This is a genomic window from Pseudoalteromonas sp. MB47, from assembly GCF_011319765.1.
GTDB classification, from domain to species: Bacteria; Pseudomonadota; Gammaproteobacteria; order Enterobacterales; family Alteromonadaceae; genus Pseudoalteromonas; species Pseudoalteromonas simplex.
Window position 1 is genome coordinate 14,089 of sequence record NZ_VFBD01000011.1, and the last position, 19,924, is coordinate 34,012.

At 42.4% G+C, this 19,924-nt stretch carries 19 protein-coding genes and 1 riboswitch; of the genes, 8 read left to right on the top strand and 11 right to left on the bottom strand.

The window, feature by feature from the left end; genetic code table 11:
- Positions 1-3: 3 nt before the first annotated feature.
- Positions 4-1,617 (bottom strand): MFS transporter, encoded by a 1,614-nt coding sequence (locus tag IMPJCBKJ_RS06790; RefSeq protein WP_166339481.1) that lies wholly within the window; start codon positions 1,615-1,617, stop codon positions 4-6.
- 269 nt (positions 1,618-1,886) lie between these two features.
- Here IMPJCBKJ_RS06790 and narL point away from each other — a divergent pair, with 269 nt between their 5' ends.
- The 3 genes from narL to IMPJCBKJ_RS20695 are packed head-to-tail and all read left to right on the top strand — an operon-like array spanning position 1,887 to position 4,100.
- Complete coding sequence (gene narL / locus IMPJCBKJ_RS06795) at positions 1,887-2,540, top strand: two-component system response regulator NarL (RefSeq protein ID WP_166339483.1); 654 nt, start codon at positions 1,887-1,889, stop codon at positions 2,538-2,540.
- A gap of 2 nt (positions 2,541-2,542) precedes the next feature.
- Positions 2,543-3,799, top strand: a complete 1,257-nt coding sequence (gene glp / locus IMPJCBKJ_RS06800; RefSeq protein ID WP_166339485.1) for a gephyrin-like molybdotransferase Glp — start codon at positions 2,543-2,545, stop codon at positions 3,797-3,799.
- Positions 3,800-3,815: 16 nt separating this feature from the next.
- Positions 3,816-4,100, top strand: coding sequence for a hypothetical protein (locus tag IMPJCBKJ_RS20695; RefSeq protein WP_166339487.1), 285 nt, complete (start codon positions 3,816-3,818; stop codon positions 4,098-4,100).
- Here the strand turns inward: IMPJCBKJ_RS20695 and IMPJCBKJ_RS06810 are convergent.
- The 10 genes from IMPJCBKJ_RS06810 to IMPJCBKJ_RS06855 form a co-directional block, all read right to left on the bottom strand.
- Positions 4,071-5,231 (bottom strand): ATP-binding cassette domain-containing protein, encoded by a 1,161-nt coding sequence (locus IMPJCBKJ_RS06810; protein ID WP_166339489.1) that lies wholly within the window; start codon positions 5,229-5,231, stop codon positions 4,071-4,073. The genes IMPJCBKJ_RS20695 and IMPJCBKJ_RS06810 overlap by 30 nt on opposite strands.
- Positions 5,224-5,934 (bottom strand): molybdate ABC transporter permease subunit, encoded by a 711-nt coding sequence (modB, locus tag IMPJCBKJ_RS06815; RefSeq protein ID WP_166339491.1) that lies wholly within the window; start codon positions 5,932-5,934, stop codon positions 5,224-5,226. The genes IMPJCBKJ_RS06810 and modB overlap by 8 nt, the downstream gene beginning before the upstream one ends.
- A complete protein-coding gene (gene modA / locus IMPJCBKJ_RS06820) occupies positions 5,931-6,674 on the bottom strand; it encodes a molybdate ABC transporter substrate-binding protein (protein ID WP_166339493.1) in 744 nt (247 codons plus the stop codon). Before modA ends, modB begins: the two co-directional genes overlap by 4 nt.
- A 1-nt stretch (position 6,675) precedes the next feature.
- A complete protein-coding gene (locus IMPJCBKJ_RS06825) occupies positions 6,676-7,125 on the bottom strand; it encodes a molybdenum cofactor biosynthesis protein MoaE (protein ID WP_166339495.1) in 450 nt (149 codons plus the stop codon).
- A gap of 2 nt (positions 7,126-7,127) precedes the next feature.
- The gene (moaD, locus tag IMPJCBKJ_RS06830) at positions 7,128-7,373 is read right to left on the bottom strand and encodes a molybdopterin converting factor subunit 1 (RefSeq protein WP_166339497.1); all 246 of its coding nucleotides are present in this window, start codon (positions 7,371-7,373) and stop codon (positions 7,128-7,130) included.
- Complete coding sequence (gene moaC, locus IMPJCBKJ_RS06835) at positions 7,366-7,860, bottom strand: cyclic pyranopterin monophosphate synthase MoaC (protein WP_166339499.1); 495 nt, start codon at positions 7,858-7,860, stop codon at positions 7,366-7,368. Before moaC ends, moaD begins: the two co-directional genes overlap by 8 nt.
- Positions 7,860-8,411: a molybdenum cofactor biosynthesis protein B gene (gene moaB / locus IMPJCBKJ_RS06840; RefSeq protein WP_166339501.1), complete on the bottom strand. Its 552-nt coding sequence runs from the start codon at positions 8,409-8,411 to the stop codon at positions 7,860-7,862. The genes moaC and moaB overlap by 1 nt, the downstream gene beginning before the upstream one ends.
- On the bottom strand, positions 8,375-8,971 hold the full coding sequence (locus tag IMPJCBKJ_RS06845) for a molybdenum cofactor guanylyltransferase (protein ID WP_166339503.1): 597 nt from the start codon (positions 8,969-8,971) through the stop codon (positions 8,375-8,377). The genes moaB and IMPJCBKJ_RS06845 overlap by 37 nt, the downstream gene beginning before the upstream one ends.
- 1 nt (position 8,972) lies before the next feature.
- Positions 8,973-9,944, bottom strand: a complete 972-nt coding sequence (gene moaA, locus IMPJCBKJ_RS06850) for a GTP 3',8-cyclase MoaA (protein ID WP_166339648.1) — start codon at positions 9,942-9,944, stop codon at positions 8,973-8,975.
- Positions 9,932-10,061, bottom strand: a riboswitch (molybdenum cofactor riboswitch). (Overlaps the previous gene by 13 nt.)
- Before the next feature lie 110 nt (positions 10,062-10,171).
- The gene (locus IMPJCBKJ_RS06855; RefSeq protein WP_166339505.1) at positions 10,172-11,992 is read right to left on the bottom strand and encodes a histidine kinase; all 1,821 of its coding nucleotides are present in this window, start codon (positions 11,990-11,992) and stop codon (positions 10,172-10,174) included.
- A gap of 267 nt (positions 11,993-12,259) precedes the next feature.
- On the opposite strand from IMPJCBKJ_RS06855, the gene IMPJCBKJ_RS06860 reads away from it, so the two are divergent.
- From IMPJCBKJ_RS06860 to IMPJCBKJ_RS06880, 5 genes are all read left to right on the top strand, one after another.
- A complete protein-coding gene (locus tag IMPJCBKJ_RS06860) occupies positions 12,260-15,985 on the top strand; it encodes a nitrate reductase subunit alpha (protein WP_166339507.1) in 3,726 nt (1,241 codons plus the stop codon).
- A gap of 14 nt (positions 15,986-15,999) precedes the next feature.
- Positions 16,000-17,535: a nitrate reductase subunit beta gene (narH, locus tag IMPJCBKJ_RS06865; RefSeq protein WP_166339509.1), complete on the top strand. Its 1,536-nt coding sequence runs from the start codon at positions 16,000-16,002 to the stop codon at positions 17,533-17,535.
- Between the two features lie 3 nt (positions 17,536-17,538).
- Positions 17,539-18,252, top strand: a complete 714-nt coding sequence (gene narJ / locus IMPJCBKJ_RS06870; protein ID WP_166339511.1) for a nitrate reductase molybdenum cofactor assembly chaperone — start codon at positions 17,539-17,541, stop codon at positions 18,250-18,252.
- A gap of 9 nt (positions 18,253-18,261) precedes the next feature.
- The gene (gene narI / locus IMPJCBKJ_RS06875) at positions 18,262-18,945 is read left to right on the top strand and encodes a respiratory nitrate reductase subunit gamma (protein ID WP_166339513.1); all 684 of its coding nucleotides are present in this window, start codon (positions 18,262-18,264) and stop codon (positions 18,943-18,945) included.
- Between the two features lie 70 nt (positions 18,946-19,015).
- Positions 19,016-19,798 carry a peptidylprolyl isomerase gene (locus tag IMPJCBKJ_RS06880; RefSeq protein ID WP_166339515.1) on the top strand — a complete coding sequence of 261 codons (783 nt, stop codon included), beginning with the start codon at positions 19,016-19,018 and terminating at the stop codon, positions 19,796-19,798.
- The last annotated feature ends 126 nt before the right edge of the window (positions 19,799-19,924 follow it).

Consider the following 19,924-nt stretch of genomic DNA (forward strand, 5'->3'; position numbering starts at 1 on the left):
GAATTAAGGGTTATAGAACTCCCCATTTTTTCTTAAATAAAACCAATAGTTAATAATTACACACACACCATAAAATGCAGCAAAGCCAATCAGTGCCACCTCTGGTGTCGTTGCTTTAATTTGCTGACCTAATACCATTGGGATATAGAATGAACCATATGCAGCCACTGCAGATGTCCACCCTAAAACAGGCCCGGCTTGCTCTTTTGGAAATACCATTGCAATGGTACGGAAAGTTGAACCATTACCAATACCTGTTGCAGCAAACAACACTAAAAACAAAACAAAGAATGGCACAAAGTACTCTTCTGGCGTCGCTGATTGATAAGCAGCTTTCATGTAATAAGCAGCGCCTAGCGATGAAATCACCATCACGACTGAGCACACTTGTGTTACCAGCGCACCACCCAGTTTATCGGCAATCCAACCGCCAACTGGGCGAATTAACGCACCAATAAATGGCGCCATCCACGCAAACATTAATGCACTTGGGCCATTAGGATTTACTGTGTCGTGGGTCATAACACCAGCCACTTCAATATGCTGAAAACCAAAAATCACTTTAATAGCAAGCGGGAATGCCGCGGCAAAACCAATGAATGAACCAAAAGTCATGGTGTAAATAATACTCATCACCCATGTGTGTTTATTTTTAAATATTTGGTACTGCTTTGATAAGCTCTCACCGATTGCTCCTGGCAACATTTTCAACGCAAACACAGTCACAGTCACCACTAACACCAAAACCAACTCTTTAGGTACGCCTAAACCTGAACCATTGGCTGATTCGGGCAGCATTAACCAAAGCCCTGCCGCCGCGGTTGCTAAGCCAATTAACAGCATCACCGAAATCATAGCAAAAGCGCTTATCGGGCTACCTAGATTAGGCGATACCTCTGGAGTTCGAATGTTATTCATTCCAAACCATGAAGCAAAAAATAAAGGAAGCAAAATCAATAACCATAAATAGCCACCATTTTGTATCCATGTATCTGAGCCAGCAGGGATTTTACCAATTAAGCTACCCGATGGACTAACCAAGGTTATTGGATCGCCACCTAATGCACCAAATACTCCATAAGTCATAAATAACGGGATGAGGATTTGCATTGTCGTGACACCAAAGTTTCCTAAACCTGCATTAAGGCCAAGCGCCAAACCTTGTTGTTTTTTAGGGAAAAAGAAACTGATATTTGACATTGAAGAGGCAAAGTTACCGCCACCAAAACCAGAGAGTAAGGCTAGCAATTGATACTGCCATAAAGGGGTTGTAGGGTCTTGCAATGCTAACCCTGTAAAAAATGCAGGTATCATCAACAGTGCAGTCGTAAAGAAAATAGTATTTCGACCACCGCAAAAGCGAATAAAGAAACTACTCGGGATCCGTAGTGTTGCACCAGACAACCCGGCAATCGCCGTGAGCGTAAATAACTCATCCGCCGTGAATGCGAATCCGGCATTCATCATCTGTACTGTTAAAATGCCCCAATATAACCAAACTGCGAAACCACAAAGCAAACTTGGTATCGAAATCCACAGGTTTCTTTGCGCTATTTTTTTGCCTTGGGATTCCCAAAACCCTTCATTTTCGGGCTCCCACCTTATTAGATCAGCCATTTGCCGCTCCTTATTTATTAGATACGGCCACTATGGTCATAATATCAAGGCAGTACAATTCACATAGATGGGTAACAGAATTAAAACAAGCACTACTAACTACTACCTATAAATGGGTATAAAAAACCCTAACAACCTGTTTTTAAATAAATAATTAATAAGGCTGATAGGTTATTGGGAGTAGCTTTATTGTTTTAGATGAACCCTAACTTGTTCCACGCTAAGATAATTGCAACCGTTTCCAAGCTAAGTGAAAAATTGAGTCAAGCATGAGTGTTTCAGAATCTACCGTTTTATTAATTGACGACCACCCTTTATTACGCAAAGGGTTAAGGCAACTCATTGAACTTGAAGATGAACTTACGATCATCGCAGAAGCCTCCAATGGCAAAGAAGGGCTTGCCTTAGCAGTAGAACACGATCCTGACCTAATTATTCTTGATCTTAATATGCAAGGAATGGATGGCCTTGAAACACTCAAAGCCATGCGCCTACAGGATGTTACTGCGAGAATAATTATGCTTACCGTGTCAGATAACGATGAAGATGTATTAACTGCAATTAGCTACGGTGCAGATGGCTACCTATTAAAAGATATGGATCCTGAAGAAATTCTTGAAAAAATGAAACAAGCTGCGGTTGGTAAAATGGTGCTAAGTGAAAAACTCACCGACATACTCGCTCAAGCCATTCGCAAACCTGATGTATCACAAAAAGCGAATCTTATTAATACGCTAACTAGCCGTGAGTTTGAAATTTTAAAACTCATTGCCAAAGGGTTATCAAATAAACTCATTGCACGAGAACTCGATATTTCAGATGGCACTGTAAAAGTACATGTAAAACATCTACTAAAAAAATTAGATTTGCGCTCGCGTGTTGAAGCTGCAGTGTGGATGATCAATCAACAAAAAGGATCATAATAATGTCGCAGTCCGCTTTATTTTTACCTTTTGAAGAGGCTCGCCAAGCACTTATTGATGACAATACCCCCTGTGTCGAAAGCGAAACGGTGCCGTTAAAACTCGCACATCAACGAATTATTGCCGAGCCCATTATTGCTGATATCAATGTACCTAGTTATAACAACTCAGCGATGGACGGCTACGCATTTAAATTTAACGATCTCAGTGTTTATTCTAAATTTAAGCTACTAGGCACAGCCTTTGCTGGTAATGCGTATAGCGGGCAATGGCAACAAGGTGGTTGCATTCGCATCATGACAGGCGCCCCTATTCCTGAAGGCTTTGATACTGTTGTTATGCAAGAGCAAGCGATTGTGAACAATACTGTTGATGGCGATTTTATCACTTTTAGTAGCCCCTCAAAAAAAGCGCAAAATGTGCGCTACCAAGGTGAAGACATCACAAAAGGCGAGACAATTTTTACCAAAGGTCATCGTCTAAAAGCAGCAGACATTGGCATGTTAGCATCATTAGGCATTGCAAGTGTTAACGTATACAAGCCACTAAAAGTCGCTATTTTATCTACTGGCGATGAAATATTTGAGCCTGGTTGCCAACGTGCTAATGAGGGAATTTTTGACAGCAATCGCTATAGCTCTGCATGTTTATTAAATAACTTAGGGTTTGAGGTGCTGGACTTCGGCATTATTAATGATGACCCAAATGCGCTAAAAGCAGCCTTTGAGCAAGCGATTGAAAGTGCTGATGTGGTTATTTCATCAGGTGGTGTATCAGTTGGTGAGGCAGATCACACCAAAGCGGTGTTAACTCAACTTGGCAGCATGCAATTTTGGAAAGTCGCAATTAAACCTGGTAAACCCTTTGCCTATGGCCATTTTGAAAAACGCAGTGAGCACAATTATGCAAAGCGTTTTATGGGCTTACCGGGCAACCCAGTTTCAAGCTTAGTCACCTTACATCAACTCGCCTTACCTGCGCTTAGAAAAATGGCCGGTGAATCAATCACAGCAACACCAAACTTACGTTTACCTTTAGCGAGCGCCGTTAGTAAAAAAACGGGAAGAACAGAGTTTATGCGAGCGACCTTATCACATACAGAAGCAGGCACAGTCGTTACGCCACTTAAAGGACAAGGTTCCGGGGTTTTAAGCACCTTTAGCAAAAGCACGGGTTATCTTATTCTTGATGCAAACCAATCACAGTGGCAAAGTGGCGATATTGTTGCTTTTCAACCATTTGATATCGCACTTAATTAGTTTTTTAAGCAGCTTAATGAACGCAAAAAAACCAGATCGTGTCACTGCTATGTACCAGCTCATCGCGCAAGTTAAAGATGAGCTGCCTCTGTACGAGCCCGATACCTTTTTTTGCGGCCCTAATAACTCCTGCGTAGGTTGCCCCAAAAAGCTTATGGAACTTGTTGATACTGAGCTATGTTACTGGGAGCACCAACTGAGCATTGGCACCATCCCTCATTTTAATGAAATATCTCGCTTTGCAAAACTATGTAAAAATGTCAGACGCGGATTAGTCAGAAACAATCTCGTATCGCCCTGAGCAATGCATTGCATCTGCTTTACCAATTAAATACCACGTTTGTGATAATTGAGGCTGCAGTTGGATATAAGATAAATGCGTGATCCACACATTGATCAAATGCGCCCCTGCATGAGTTGGTAATCTTACAGAGATTAATGTGCCCTTTTCACCTTGCCAGCTCACCTCTTTGATGTGTTCAATCTGTACTTTTAATTGATTCACAAAACTACTTTGGCAAAGGGCATTTTTTGCAAGACCAACTCGGTTAGCCCTGAGCATAAGTGAAACGGTTTGCAGCTCTGTATGATGAGCATTTAATCGCGTAAAGCAGCGCTGCTGCCCCACCTGATACTCACTTAACCCTAACTCATAATGATGCGCAATGACTGTGGCACTAAAGGTAGATACAAACTCACTGGCTGAACGCACAGCCTTCACCGCTTGTTGCTGCTCTGAGGGTAAGCCGGCTTGCTGATAATGACGCAAACCACTTTCGACGGGGTAAGCTTGCCAAACTTGCGTATCAGCTTGCTTTAACTGTAAAAGTGTTGAGTCTGCTAATGCTAATATGTCTTCAAACTGATGACACGCAACTAAGGCTGCTGCATTAGCTAATTTTAAATAATGACGAATAACCGCAATACAATGACGTTTACTGGCTTGATCTAAGCCACAAAGCACTTCATCCAAAAGTAACAAAGGTGCTCCTTTTAGCATGGCTAGCAACAATGCAACACGCTGTTTTTGACCACCGCTTAATTGCTGGCACGGGGTTGTTAATTTATCGCTTAATCCTAATGGTTCAATAGCCCAGTTCACATCAAAAGGGGTCGCTTGCTGCTGAGTAACTAACTTAATGAGTTTAGCCACAGTGATACCGCTAAATGGCAAAGCAGATTGGGTCACATAAGCAATATGGCGCTGATAGGTGGGTAAACGTTCTTGCGGCTCAGCCGCCACTTTAATACTCCCCCTACACGGAGATAAACCTGCTATGGCATTAAATAAACTTGTTTTGCCTGCACCGCTTGGAGCCAGCAAAACCGCAATGTGTTGACTTTCTAGAGAGCAAATCAAATGCTGCTTAACAGGTTGCTCAATGGTGATATTAAAATCAGCCACAGTGTCTTTGAACGCTAAGTCAGTCACATTGACCTCGCAAAGCCGTGCTAGCTAGTTCATTCATTTGAGTACTTTGTCGTTGCCACCACTGACAAACAAAAACCGTCACAAACGAAAAAACCAGCATTAGCCCTGCTAATGAGTCTGCTGCTTGTAAATCTAAACTTTCTACATGATCAAAAATAGCGAGCGATACAACCTGTGTTTCCCCAGGAATATTACCACCAATCATTAATATTACTCCAAACTCACCAATCGTGTGGGCAAAGCTCAATGTTGCTGCTGTTAATAATGTTGGCTTGATAGTCGGTAATAAAATTAAAAAAAACTGCTTTACAGGTGAAAAGCCGAGCAATGAACCGGCCTGATATAAATCAGTGGGCAATTGCTCAAAAGCACTTTGTAACGGCCTAAATGTAAAAGGTAAACTATAGATCACTGATGATAAAAAAATACCTGAAAAGCTAAACACCAATTGCACACCTAACACTTCATTCAACCAAAGCCCAAGCCCTTGATTAGGAGAAAAAAGAACTAAAAAATAATAACCAATCACTGTTGGCGGCAAGACTAACGGTAAGGTCACGAGCGTTTCGATTAAAGGCTTTACGCCATGCCGACTGCGCGCCAACCAATACGCACACGGTACGCAGATCACAAGCAAGCTTAAGGTTGTTAACGAAGCGAGCTTAAGGGTTAAATAAATCGCCTGTAAATCGCCTTCACTCATGGCAATTTATAACCCATTTTTTGAATTAAAGTATGAGCAGGCTTGCTTTGTATAAACTCAAAAAAAGCACGGGCATGGCTTGATGTTGAGAGCAGTAGTACATCTTGCGTGATAGGCTCATACCAGCTTTGTGGAATTTCAATCGCTTTAGCTTGCTGCTGTGGCCACAATACGCTTTTCGCAACAAAACCCAAATCAGCATGACCACTGTCAACATATTGAAAAGCATGTAGCACCGAGTTACCTCTTATAAGACGCTTTGGTTTAAATTGTAGTTGCTCAAGCGCCTGAATTGCCGCTTTTCCGTAAGGCGCATATTTAGGGTTTGCAATGGCCAGTGTTAAATTGCGGGCATTGCTTGTTAATTGTTCGAGAGTTACATTTTGCTTATTTGCATACAAAACTAATACACCCGCAGCGTATTGAGCTGTTTCAATGCCTATTCCTTGTTTATTCAGGCGTGCGGGGTAAGCTTTATCAGCAGAAAAAAATAAATCAAATGGCGCACCATGCATAATTTGCGTCGCCAATGTTCCCGAAGAAGCCGTTGATACTTTAATTGCAATGGGCTGATCATAGGTTGCAATAAATAACGCAGTTAACTGCTCCATTGTGGCGCTAAAATTTGCTGAGCAGGCTATGGTTAATTGTGCGCTTGAGTTATCTGCCCTTGCTGTTTTAATTACAAGTACACTGACTAACAATAAAACAAAATATCCATGCTTAAAAAGTTGATGCATTTTAGCCCCACTGCGCTGCTGCGATCGTGTCTTTATGGTTTGCTTCAACCCAGCGAGTTTGCTCTCTTTCAATGTGCTCTTTTTTCCAAAATGGGGCATTGGTTTTTAATAAATCCATCAGGTACTCGGCAGCTTCAAATGCTGCTTCTCGATGCGCACTCGACACTGCCACAAGTACTATTTGATCTTGTAAAGATAACTTCCCTACTCGATGAATAAGGGTTACTTTTTCTATCGGCCATAATTCTAGTGCTTGGTTTTCAAGCTGCTGTAAATACTTTGTTGTCATGGCCGGATAATGCTCAAGGTATAAATCATGGACTTTATGGCCTTGATTTAAATCCCGTACGCGCCCTACAAACAACACCACCGCTCCAGATGTGCTGTCATCAGCTACCAAAGCTTGGTATTCTTCCCCTAAATCAAAATCTTGCTCTTGAACGCGGATCATTATTATCCTCCGGTTACCGGTGGGAACATAGCTATTTCATCCTGTAGCTCAATGTGTGTTTGCTCATCTACCAATTCTTGATTAACAGCAACAAGTACATCTTTATTAAGCAGCCAGTCGTGCCATTGTGGGCTTTTTTGGGCAAGTTGCTGCTTTAACGCCTGAACAGATAAGCCAGCTGCATCAACAACCAGAGTGTCGCAACCTAGACGCTCCCTTAATTGGGCAAAAAATAACACCTTATTCATTTACTAGCTCCTCGTTGCTTCGCTGATAAGTTCCTCGCTGGCCACCCGTTTTGTATGTCACACATAACGCATCAACCGTCATTGCCTGATCAACCGCTTTGCACATATCAATCATTGTTAATGCTGCAACTGATACGGCGGTTAACGCCTCCATTTCTACGCCAGTTTGTCCCGCTAACTTACAATAACTATTAATTTGAACCGTTGAATTTAGCTCATCAATAGTAAATTCAACCGCCACTTTGCTTAATGCCAAAGGATGGCAAAGAGGAATTAAATCCGCTGTTTTTTTAGCTGCTTGAATGCCTGCAATTCTGGCAACCGCTAACACATCGCCTTTTTTAAGTTGATTTTGACAAATCAGTGCCAAGGTATTGGCCTGCATTTTTACAATAGCCTGCGCTTTAGCTTCTCTGATTGTGACTGCTTTATTTGCCACATCAACCATTGCAGCTTGGCCTGTTTCATCAATATGCGTTAACTGCATTAGCCTTCACCTCGCGATCCACATTGCGTTGCACTCACCTGCTTTAATTGTGCAACAAAATTACAGGGGCCATGACGGCTATCTAATTGTTCAACTAAAATATGCTGCCAAGCAGTTTCACACGCCTTTGGGCTACCCGGCATGGCAACCACTAAAGTACCATTTGCCATCCCTGCCAACGCATTTGATTGTAGTGTTGAAGTGCCTATTTGCTGATACGAAACATGCCTAAACAGCTCACCAAAACCATTGATTTGTTTATCGAATAGTCCTTCAATGGCTCGCGGGGTAATGTCATCACGAGTCAGGCCTGTGCCACCAGCAATTAACACCACTTGTACACTCTCGCTCGCTATCCAATTTGCAACCTGAGCTCGCACTTGGTATAGATTAGCTTTGCTGATCACTCGCTCTTGTATACGATGCCCGCTTTCAACAATGAGCTTTACGAGTAACTTTCCCGCAGTGTCTTGTTCTATTGAGCGCGTATTACTTACGGTTAATAAAACAATATTTAGCGGGATAAATGACTGTGATGTTGCCCGTCCCATGCTCGCTCCTTATTTATCATTAAATGTTGCGCCAACTGCCATTGCTGCGGTGTATTAGAATTAAGTAACTCATATTTAGCTAAGTTGTTTTGCTTAAACCTTAATGGCTTAGCTGCTATCGCCTGTAAAAAACCATTTATTGAGCGTTTTCCATGTTGTAAACGCTGCATACATTGCGCTTTAGCAACTTCTAAATCAAATAGGTAGCAAGGTAATGCACTGGATTCGAAATAACACGAATGCCCCTGCGTTCTGCCAAACTGAATAAGAGCTGCAATGCTGCGTGACTCAATTAAAGGCATATCTACAGGGATCACAACCGCTTCGTGGCACTGGTAAGCAGCTAAACAGGCTTGGATCCCCGCCAAAGGCCCTTGCTGTAAAAACTGATCAGTAACAAACCCTACTTCGTTACGGCTAATCGCTATTTGCTCACAGCCAGCATCAACCAAGCAATCAGTTGTTCGCTGCAATTGTGTCTTTCCTTGCACGGTAAGCATTGCTTTATCTGTCCCCATACGTCGCGACTGCCCACCAGCAAGCACAATACCCAATAACATTTTAGCCCCCTAACATTGCCAGCTGTTTAGTCAGCCCTGCATTGCCCTTATGCAGCTCATGTCCTTGCCACTTGCCAAGCACACTGTGTGTTAAATGCATTTTTAAACCTTCAATGTCTTGGTCTGTTATCCAAGGCATCAAATCGTCATTTGCTTCGCCAAATAAACACAAATGTAACTTACCGTCAGCGGATACTCTGAGCCGATTACAACTGTCACAAAAATCTTTACTGTAAGGCATTATGAGTCCAATCGTACCGGCATAATTTGGATGGTAAAATTCTTCTGCGGGGCCAGCGTTTGGCTCTTTTGCTAATACACGCCAACCCGATGTTAATAGCTGCTGTTTTAAGGTTTCACCACGTACATGCTGCTCGCTAAAATAAGCTTGATTATCACCGGTTTGCATCAGTTCAATAAATCGAAAACTAACGGCTTTATCTTTGATATAGTTAAGAAATTGCTGCAATTCCCTGCCATTATATTGCTTGAGCAAAACAGCATTTAATTTTACTTTTTTTATACCCAACGTTAGTGCTTTATCAACACACGCTAACACCTCTTTAAGGCTATTACTGCCTGTGATTTGTGCGAAAGTATGCGGGTTTAAACTATCGGCACTGAGGTTTAAGTTAGTTAAGCCGCTGTCTACAAGACGAGGAAGTTTGTCGAGTAAACGATAGCCATTGGTGGTCAAGGCAACGGTATGTATGCCCGATGTTTGTCGACACATAGCAATGATTTCTGGTAGGTCACGTCTTAATGTTGGCTCGCCGCCTGTCAGGCGAATTTTTTCGGTGCCTGCTTTAGCAAATGCAGCCACTAAAATTCGCAACTGCTCAACATTAAGTGTTTTAGGGCGTGAATCACACTGATAGCCATCTGGTAAACAGTAATTACACTTAAAGTTACATACTTCAGTAATTGACAAGCGTAAATAACTAAATTTTCTATTAAAACTATCTTGCAACATCACAGCCTTTCCAAATCGGGAGGCCTATACATTTCTCTATAAACCCGGTGGTAAACCACGGTACAGCCACCATGCTCAGAAAGTTTAGGTGGAAGTACTTCAGCTTTAAACTGGTTTAAGCTTAGAGAGTCAGCAAAAAAAACACTATACAAAAGAGGGGGTGGTTGAACCTACCCCAAAGGTGGTAAGGGTATATTTTTATTAATATAAAAATTACAAATCAATATTCAATAATTCTGAGTTCCTCCCACTGGCCGAAATACCAATTTCACTTCAGCGCCACCGGATTTGCTGTCTTCAACAAATAACTCGCCGTGTAAGTGCTTTGCTCTTTCTTGCATAATAGCCATACCATAATGGTTAAGCTTATCTCGACTGTAGCTAAGACCTATACCATCATCTTTAACCAACAACTCAACATGCTTATCAGCCCCTAGAGTAAGACTGATCCAAGCATTATTTCCTTGACTGTGATGTACACAATTTTGGCTTGCTTCTCGGGCTATTTGTAATAAATGGATTTCTTCCATCGGTGATAAGGGCACTTCACTTATCTTAAAGTTTAGATGAAACTGCATATTGCTCTGATCTGCCAGTTGCTCTATGGTTTTTTCTAGCGCCGCTTCAAGCCCTTCTCCCACCATTTTTAAGCGGAAAGTGGTTAACAACTCCCGCAACTGTCGGTATGCCGCATCTAATCCTGTTTTTAATTCATCAATAATGGGCTGTTGCAGTTCATATTTTTCTTTTTCTTGCGTTTTGGTTAAACGGGTTACTTGAATTTTCAAATAAGAGAGTGCTTGTGCTAGTGAATCGTGTAATTCTCTGGCAATCACAGTACGCTCGTGTAAAAGTGCAATTCTTCGAGACTGATCTTGCTGATCATGTAAATTTAACGACAGTGCGACCTGATCAGCAACAGACTGAACCAATTGTACTTGCCAAGAATCTGAGCTAAATTTTTCTGAGCCACGTAAAACAATAACACCGTAGTTGCGACTTCCATACAGTAATGGAAAGCGCGTTACAGTTGGTTGGTCAACTAAAATAAACGCCCCATTTCCTGTGCATTGACCACAATCTTGGTTGGCACAAAATGGATGTTCATCAGTGCTTGGCTTGATTTGGCTATAGGGTCTATCGCCACTTGCCGTCATCAAGCAAAGCTCAATATCTTCAACTTCTATCAACTCTGCTAACTCATCAAACGTTTGTTGAAAGTTGAGCTTTTCTTGTGGTGTTTCTAACAACATACGCACTGTTTTGAACAAAAATGATAAGGCCTGATTATTCAATTCAAGTTCTTTGGTTTGTTCTTTCACTCGCCGCTCTAACTGCCCATACATTGATGCGATTGCATTACATGTGTGGTTTAGCGTTGCTCCTAGTAACGCAAGTTCATCATCTCCTTTGAGGTTTACGTGGTATGTAAAGTTTCCTTTGCCAATTGCATAGGCCGCATGGGTTAGTTCAGCCATTGGTTTCTCAACTCTAAGACTGATCAAATGCAAAGTAAAAATTCCCACTAATAAAGTAATAAACAATGCAGCAAGTTGTATCGAACGAAGTAATCGTATTTTATTCTCGGCCTGAACTTGCACCTCTGATACAAACTTGTCTGCATACCCTGCCAGTAAAATGACCTGCTGATGTAAATGAGCCTTGTCTTCAATTGAGCCTGTTTGCAAGGTGGGTTTTAGATTTTGGTGCCAATGCGTTACTAGTGACTGCCACAAGGGCGATAAGTGAGGATCATCTTGTAGCTTAATAAATATTGGGTCTTGTAGTTTATCCTCAAACAGTTTGATTTGTACGGCTAACTGCTCCTGCTGCTGCTCTAACCTCAGCATACCAAGCTGATATGACTCCATACGCAACGAGCCACTCAAGTTTATAGCGCGCGCATCCAAATCAGCTAACTCAGTGATCCAATACGACGAAAATAACGTGCATATTGCTAAACTAATAATCCCGACTAAGGAGCCCTTGATGTAAATCATCACCGAGCCATTGAACGTACTTTTTAGTTCTTTGAGTCGAATACCCACAATAAATTCTCACCCTTTCACTTTTATAAAACCATAACGCTTGAATGATACCAAGGCCACTATTTTCACCATAAACACGTGAAAATGACACTACCTATTTGTGGGTATCTTTATTATTTTCATTGACTTACATCATATTGAGATAGTGACCTACATCAATGTACTGTACAGCCGAAGCACTATATTAAGTTTCGCAATGTAGCTGTCTGCTAGTCGAAGTGCCTATGGGTAGCGCACTAAAATTGAGCAGGATAGGAGAATAAGTAAATGAGCCATTTCTTGAATAAAATGCGCTTTTTCAAGACTAACAAGCAGAGTTTTGCAGGTGGTCACGGTGTCACAACTGATGAAAATCGCGATTGGGAAGACGGTTATCGCCGTCGTTGGCAACATGATAAAATTGTACGTTCTACACATGGTGTAAACTGCACAGGGTCATGTAGCTGGAAAATATATGTTAAAGACGGATTAGTCACCTGGGAGACTCAGCAGACAGACTATCCACGTACCCGCCCTGATTTACCTAATCATGAGCCACGCGGTTGTCCTCGTGGTGCAAGTTACTCTTGGTATATCTACAGCGCTAACCGCCTAAAATACCCTAAAGTAAGACAAGTGTTATTAAAACTTTGGCGTGAAGCAAAGCAAGCACACTCAGATCCGGTACTTGCTTGGGAGTCAATTGTTACTAATCCTGAAAAAGCGAAAAGCTACAAGTCAAAACGCGGTTTAGGTGGCTTTGTTCGTGCAAAATGGGATGAAGTAAATGAGATCATTGCAGCTTCAAATGTCTATACCGCCAAAAAATATGGGCCAGATCGCATCATGGGATTTTCACCTATCCCTGCAATGAGTATGGTTAGCTACGCTGCGGGTTCTCGTTACTTATCTTTGATTGGTGGAAACTGTTTAAGTTTCTATGATTGGTATTGTGACCTACCACCTGCATCACCACAGATTTGGGGCGAGCAAACTGACGTTCCTGAATCTGCAGACTGGTATAACTCAAATTATATCATCGCATGGGGTTCCAATGTGCCACAAACACGAACACCTGATGCTCACTTCTTTACCGAAGTTCGCTATAAAGGCACCAAAACCGTCGTAATCACCTCTGACTATTCAGAATGTTCTAAATTGTCTGATATGTGGCTAGCACCTAAGCAAGGCACAGATGCAGCACTTGCTATGGCCTTTGGTCATGTGATCTTAAAAGAATTCCATATCGACAAGCCAAGCGCGTATTTTACTGACTATGTACGTCGTTATACCGATATGCCAATGCTCGTTAAGCTTGATAAGTCAGATAAAGGCTATACGCAAGGCGCTTTCTTACGCGCTGCCGACTTAGCCGATAACTTAGGACAAGATAACAATCCAAAATGGAAAACCATTGGCTTTGATGAAACAAGCGGTCAGTTGGTTTCACCTACAGGTGCAATTGGTTACCGCTGGGGCGAAAAAGGCAAGTGGAATATTGAACAGCGCGACGGTAAAACAGGGGATGACCTTAAACTTGCGCTAAGCCTTAAAGAACATACAGATAGCACTGAGGCTGTGTTATTCCCTTACTTTGGCGCGCAAGCTCACGAACTTGGTTATTTCCAACATACTGAGCATGATGAAATCCAAGTCCGTAAAGTGCCAGTTAAAACTGTTACCCTCAGTGATGGCAGTGAAGCGCTTGTTGCGACAGTTTTTGACTTAATGATTGCACACTATGGTGTAGATAACGGCTTAGACGATCCTAACGTTGCAAAAGATTTTCACGATGATGTGCCTTACACGCCGGGCTGGCAAGAAAAAATCACCGGTGTAAATGCCGATCATGTTATCCAAATTGCCCGTGAATTTGCCGACAATGCAGACAAAACAAAAGGCCGCAGTATGGTCATTGTGGGCGCAGGCTTAAATCACTGGTACAACATGGATATGAACTACCGTGGCCTTATCAACATGCTAATGCTGTGCGGCTGTGTAGGTCAATCAGGTGGTGGCTGGGCGCACTATGTAGGACAAGAAAAACTACGTCCACAATGTGGCTGGTTACCATTAGCATTTGGTTTAGACTGGCAACGTCCGCCACGCCAAATGAACGGTACTTCATTTTTCTACAATCATTCAGATCAATGGCGCTACGAAAAACTAGAAATGACCGAAGTGCTATCACCACTGGCAGATAAAGAAAAATGGTCAGCCTCAATTATCGACTACAACACCCGTGCAGAGCGTATGGGATGGCTACCATCCGCACCACAATTAGGGATGAACCCATTACAGTTATGTAAAGATGCCGAAAAAGCAGGGCTATCACCTAAAGATTACGCGGTTCAGCAGCTAAAATCAGGTGATTTAAAATTTGCCTGTGAAGACCCTGATAACCCACAAAACTTCCCACACAATATGTTTGTTTGGCGTTCAAACTTACTAGGTTCATCGGGTAAAGGGCATGAGTACATGCTGCGTCACTTCTTAGGCACCAAACATGGCCTGCAAGGTAAAGACCTTGGTGAAAGTGGTGACAAAAAACCTGAAGATGTTGTTTGGCACGACAACGCGCCAGAAGGCAAGGTCGACTTATGGGTCACACTTGATTTTCGTATGTCAACCACTTGCTTGTATTCAGACATCGTTTTACCAACAGCAACGTGGTACGAAAAAGACGATATGAATACATCAGATATGCACCCGTTTATTCATCCACTTTCTAAAGCCGTTGATCCTGTTTGGGAGTCTCGCTCTGATTGGGATATTTTCAAAGGAATTGCGAAAAAATTCTCTGCCTTATGTGAAGGCCACTTAGGGGTTGAAAATGATCTCGTTACATTACCGCTAATGCATGACACTCCGGGAGAGCTTGCTCAACCTGATGGCGTTGCAATGTGGTGGAAAGATGAGTGCGATCTTATCCCTGGGGTTACTGCGCCTAATATGTTAGTTGTTGAGCGCGACTACCCTAACACCTACAACCGGTTTACCTCACTCGGGCCATTAATGGACAAACTCGGTAATGGCGGTAAAGGCATTAATTGGAACACTCAAACAGAAGTTAATTTCTTAGGAGAGCTTAACTACACCCACATAGAAGACGGCCCGCATAAAGGGCGTCCAAAAATTGAGACCGCAATTGATGCTGCAGAGGTGATCTTAAGTCTTGCTCCAGAAACAAATGGTCATGTAGCTGTAAAAGCATGGTCAGCACTGGGTGAGTTTACAGGTCGAGACCATACTCACTTAGCAAAACCTAAAGAGGAAGAAAAAATCCGCTTTAGAGATATCCAAGCTCAGCCGCGTAAGATCATCAGTTCACCAACCTGGTCAGGGTTAGAAGACGAACATGTGTCTTACAACGCAGGTTATACCAATGTGCACGAATTAATTCCTTGGCGCACAGTAACAGGCCGCCAGCAGTTCTATCAAGATCACCAATGGATGCGTGATTTTGGTGAAACCATGGTGTCTTACAAACCGCCGGTCAACTTAAAGACAACACAACCTTTACTTGGCAAAAAACCAAATGGCAATAAAGAGTTAACACTGAACTGGATCACACCACACCAAAAATGGGGTATCCACTCAACCTACTCTGACAACTTGTTAATGCTCACCCTGAGTCGAGGCGGTCCAATTGTGTGGATCAGTGAAGTTGACGCAAAAGAAGGCGATATCAAAGATAACGACTGGATAGAAGTGTTTAACGTAAACGGCGCAATTGCCGCACGTGCTGTTGTTTCACAACGTGTACCGCAAGGAATGAGCATGATGTATCACGCGCAAGAACGTATCGTTAACACCCCTGGCTCAGAAGTCTCTGGTACACGCGGTGGTATACACAACTCGGTAACCCGTGCAGTTATGAAGCCAACGCACATGATTGGTGGTTACGCGCAACAAGCTTACGGCTTTAACTACTATGGCACCGTAGGTTGTAACCGTGATGAGTTTGTTATTGTCCGCAAGATGGACAAAGTTGATTGGTTAGATAACGAGTAGCCGAGGATAGAATTATGAAAGTACGTGCACAAATAGGCATGGTCTTAAATTTAGACAAATGTATCGGCTGTCATACCTGCTCGATCACCTGTAAAAATGTGTGGACTAGCCGCGAAGGTGTTGAATACGCTTGGTTTAATAACGTTGAAAGTAAACCAGGTATTGGTTATCCAAAAGAATGGGAAAACCAAGAAAAATGGCATGGCGGCTGGAAACGCAATAAAAATGGTACGTTAGAGCCACGCCAAGGTAATAAACGCCGTTTATTAGCCAATATTTTTTCAAATCCAGATTTACCTGAGATTGATGATTACTACGAGCCGTTTGATTTTGACTATCAGCACCTGCACAACGCACCTGATAGCAAACATCAACCGGTGGCTCGTCCACGCTCATTGATCACCGGTCAACGCATGGAAAAAATCAATTGGGGACCAAACTGGGAAGAGATCTTAGGGACTGAGTTCTCTGAGCGTAAAAAAGACAAGAACTTCGATGATGTTGTTCAAAAAGATATTTACGGCCAGTTTGAAAAAACCTTCATGATGTACTTGCCACGTCTTTGTGAGCACTGCATCAATCCAGCGTGTGTAGCGAGCTGTCCTTCGGGCGCAATTTATAAGCGTGAAGAAGATGGCATTGTATTGATTGACCAAGACAAATGTCGTGGTTGGCGAATGTGTGTTTCAGGCTGCCCGTACAAAAAAATCTATTACAACTGGAAGTCAGGTAAATCAGAAAAATGTATTTTCTGCTTCCCACGTATTGAAGCGGGTCAACCAACTGTCTGCTCTGAAACCTGTGTAGGCCGTATTCGCTACTTAGGTGTTCTTTTATACGATGCTGATCGCATTGAAGAAGTCGCCAGCGTACCGAACGAGCAAGATCTCTACCCAGCTCAGCTCAGCATGTTCTTAGATCCAAATGACCCTGAGGTTATCGAAGCTGCGCGCAAAGAAGGGATCCCTGAAACTTGGCTAGAAGCGGCACGTCAGTCACCAGTTTATAAAATGGCGATGGACTGGAAAGTTGCACTGCCTCTACACCCTGAATACAGAACATTACCTATGGTGTGGTATATCCCGCCACTGTCACCAATTCAAACAGCGGTTGAAGCAGGTCATGTTGGTATGAGTGGCGTGATCCCAGACCTTAAATCGCTGCGAATTCCGATGCGCTACTTAGCTAACCTACTTACCGCAGGCGATGAAAAGCCTGTTATTAGGGCACTTGAACGCATGATTGCAATGCGAGCGTTTAAGCGTTCACAACAGGTTGAAGGCGTTGAAGATATTGAAGTTCTTAAACAAGCAGGCTTAACCGCCGAGCAAGTTGAACAAATGTATCGCTACATGGCAATTGCTAACTATGAAGATCGTTTTGTGATCCCATCAAGCCATAAATCTTATGCAGCAGATGCCTATGATATGAAAAATGGCTGTGGCTTTAGTTTTGGTAACGGCTGTAGTGACGGCAACAATGGTGTGAATCTGTTTGGCGGAAAAAAACAAACCGTTAAGCAAATCATTCCTGTAGAAATAAAGGAGTAAACGATGCAAGTATTAAGCGTACTCTCTCATTTACTTGATTACCCTACACAGTCGTTGGTTGAAGCCGAAGCTGAGTTAATCAAGATTGTTAATCACAGCTCATTAAATGATGACAATAAAACAGCACTCACAGCATTTATTCAACAGCAATGCCAAGGCGACTTAATGGATTGGCAAGCACAGTACGATGGCCTGTTTGAGCGTGGTCGCGCGCTAGGTTTGTGGCTTTTTGAACACGTTCACGGCGAAAGCCGTGACCGTGGTCAGGCCATGGTCGATTTAATTGAACAATATAAACAAGCAGGGCTTGAGCTAAACCTCAACGAATTACCTGACTACATCCCGCTATTTTTGGAGTTCTTAGCAACACAAGGGAGCGAGAATGCTCGAGAGTGGTTATCTGAGGTTGAGCATATTCTTGCTTTACTTATGTGCCGACTCGAAAAACGAGAAAGTAACTATGCCGTTGTTTTTTCAAGCTTACTTGATATTGCCCAAAGTAACATAGATTTAGATGCACTCAGAGCACAAATCAATGAAGAAAATCGAGACGATACAAAGCAAGCAATTGATAAAGAGTGGGAAGAAGAAGCCGTCACGTTTGGCGCTCAAGATGCAACAAACTGCCCTAGTTCGGTTAATCGACCACTTGAGACACAACGCAAAGATCAATATGTTCCAGTTTCTTGGACTGACTTTAATCAACAGGCCAGTTAGGGGTATATCATGAGTTATTTAAATACGTTACTTTTTGGAATTTATCCATACATTACTTTAGCGGTATTCATTATTGCCTCAATCATTCGTTATGACAGAGAGCAATACACATGGAAAACCGGATCAAGCCAATTACTAGAAAGCAAAGAGCTAAAACGAGGTAGCCGTGCCTTTCATATTGGTGTCATCATGGTGTTATTAGGTCACTTTGTTGGCTTACTGACACCCGCAGAGGTATGGCATGTGGTTGGGATTGAAGCCAGCCATAAACAATTAATTGCAATGGGCCTTGGAGGGGTATTTGGCCTACTGTGTTTTTATGGTTTAACAATCTTAATTAAACGCCGCTTAACCAACCCACGGATCAGAGCAACGAGCAGCAAAATGGATATTGCCGTATTACTGCTACTTTATGTGCAATTGATTTTAGGGTTACTGTCAATTTTTGTCTCTGCAGGTCATTTAGACGGTGCAGAAATGCTACTGCTAATGAGCTGGGCGCAAAATATTGTCACCTTAGACGGTGCAGAAGCCGCTGCGGCAATAGCACAAGTGCACTGGATTTATAAGCTTCACGTATTTTTAGGAATGAGCTTATTTTTAGTCTTCCCATTTAGCCGTTTAGTGCACATTGCCAGCGTACCAATTCAGTATCTATCTCGTAGTTACCAAGTTGTTCGTAGCAAATCTTAATATCTTAGCTGCCAATTAACTCTTTTAGTTGGCAGCCTTCTTTTAAGCAATATCCAGTGCAGAGGTGACCATGATCACAGTCAATAATCATACTATCAGCGAATCCGATATTCTGCATGAAATGCAGTACCACCCAGCAAATGACCACCGAGCAGCAATGGTCAATGCTGCTGAAAGTTTAATCATTGGGGAGTTATTACAACAACGCGCGTCGCGTTTAAAATTAACGGATCGTGCTAACAATGGTTCAAGTACTTTATCAGAGCTGCAGCAAAATGATCTCTTAAACCAGTTAATCAAAAAAGAAGTATTCATTCCGACTGCAACCGAACAAGAATGCAAACATTACTATAATCAAAATAAAGTAAAGTTCACCACCCCACCACTAATTGCAGCCCGCCATATTTTATTGGCAGCGCCACACGAAGATGAACACGCACGCGCAACAGCATTCACACTTGCAGAGCACATTATTGCAACCTTAGTGCAAGGCGCCGACTTTAGTGAACTTGCAAAATTACATTCCAAATGCGACTCAGCCACATTAGGCGGGCAACTAGGGCAACTCTCTAAAGGGCAAACAGTTAGTGAATTCGAGCGCCCCGTGTTTAGTGCTGATGAAGGGTTGATCAACTACCCAATCGAAACCCGTTTTGGCTATCATATTGTCTATGTTGATTTTAAAGAAGATGGTAAACAACTGCCTTATGAAGCCGTCAAGTTACGCATTCAAAACTACTTAAATAAAAAAGTAGAACGTAAAGCCATCGCGCAATATATCCAATTACTAATTGCTGATGCAAAAATCGAAGGGTTTGATTTTAATGTCAGCAGTAGCCCTTTAGTACAATAGCTTTAAAGACATAAGGCGAGTTGAAAGTCCATGGTCGCAAGCTAACAATGAGTTAGAACAAGAAACCGATTTCAACTAGCAAGCTTGAGCTAAACAGGTCAAATACAGTACACTGTACTACATTGT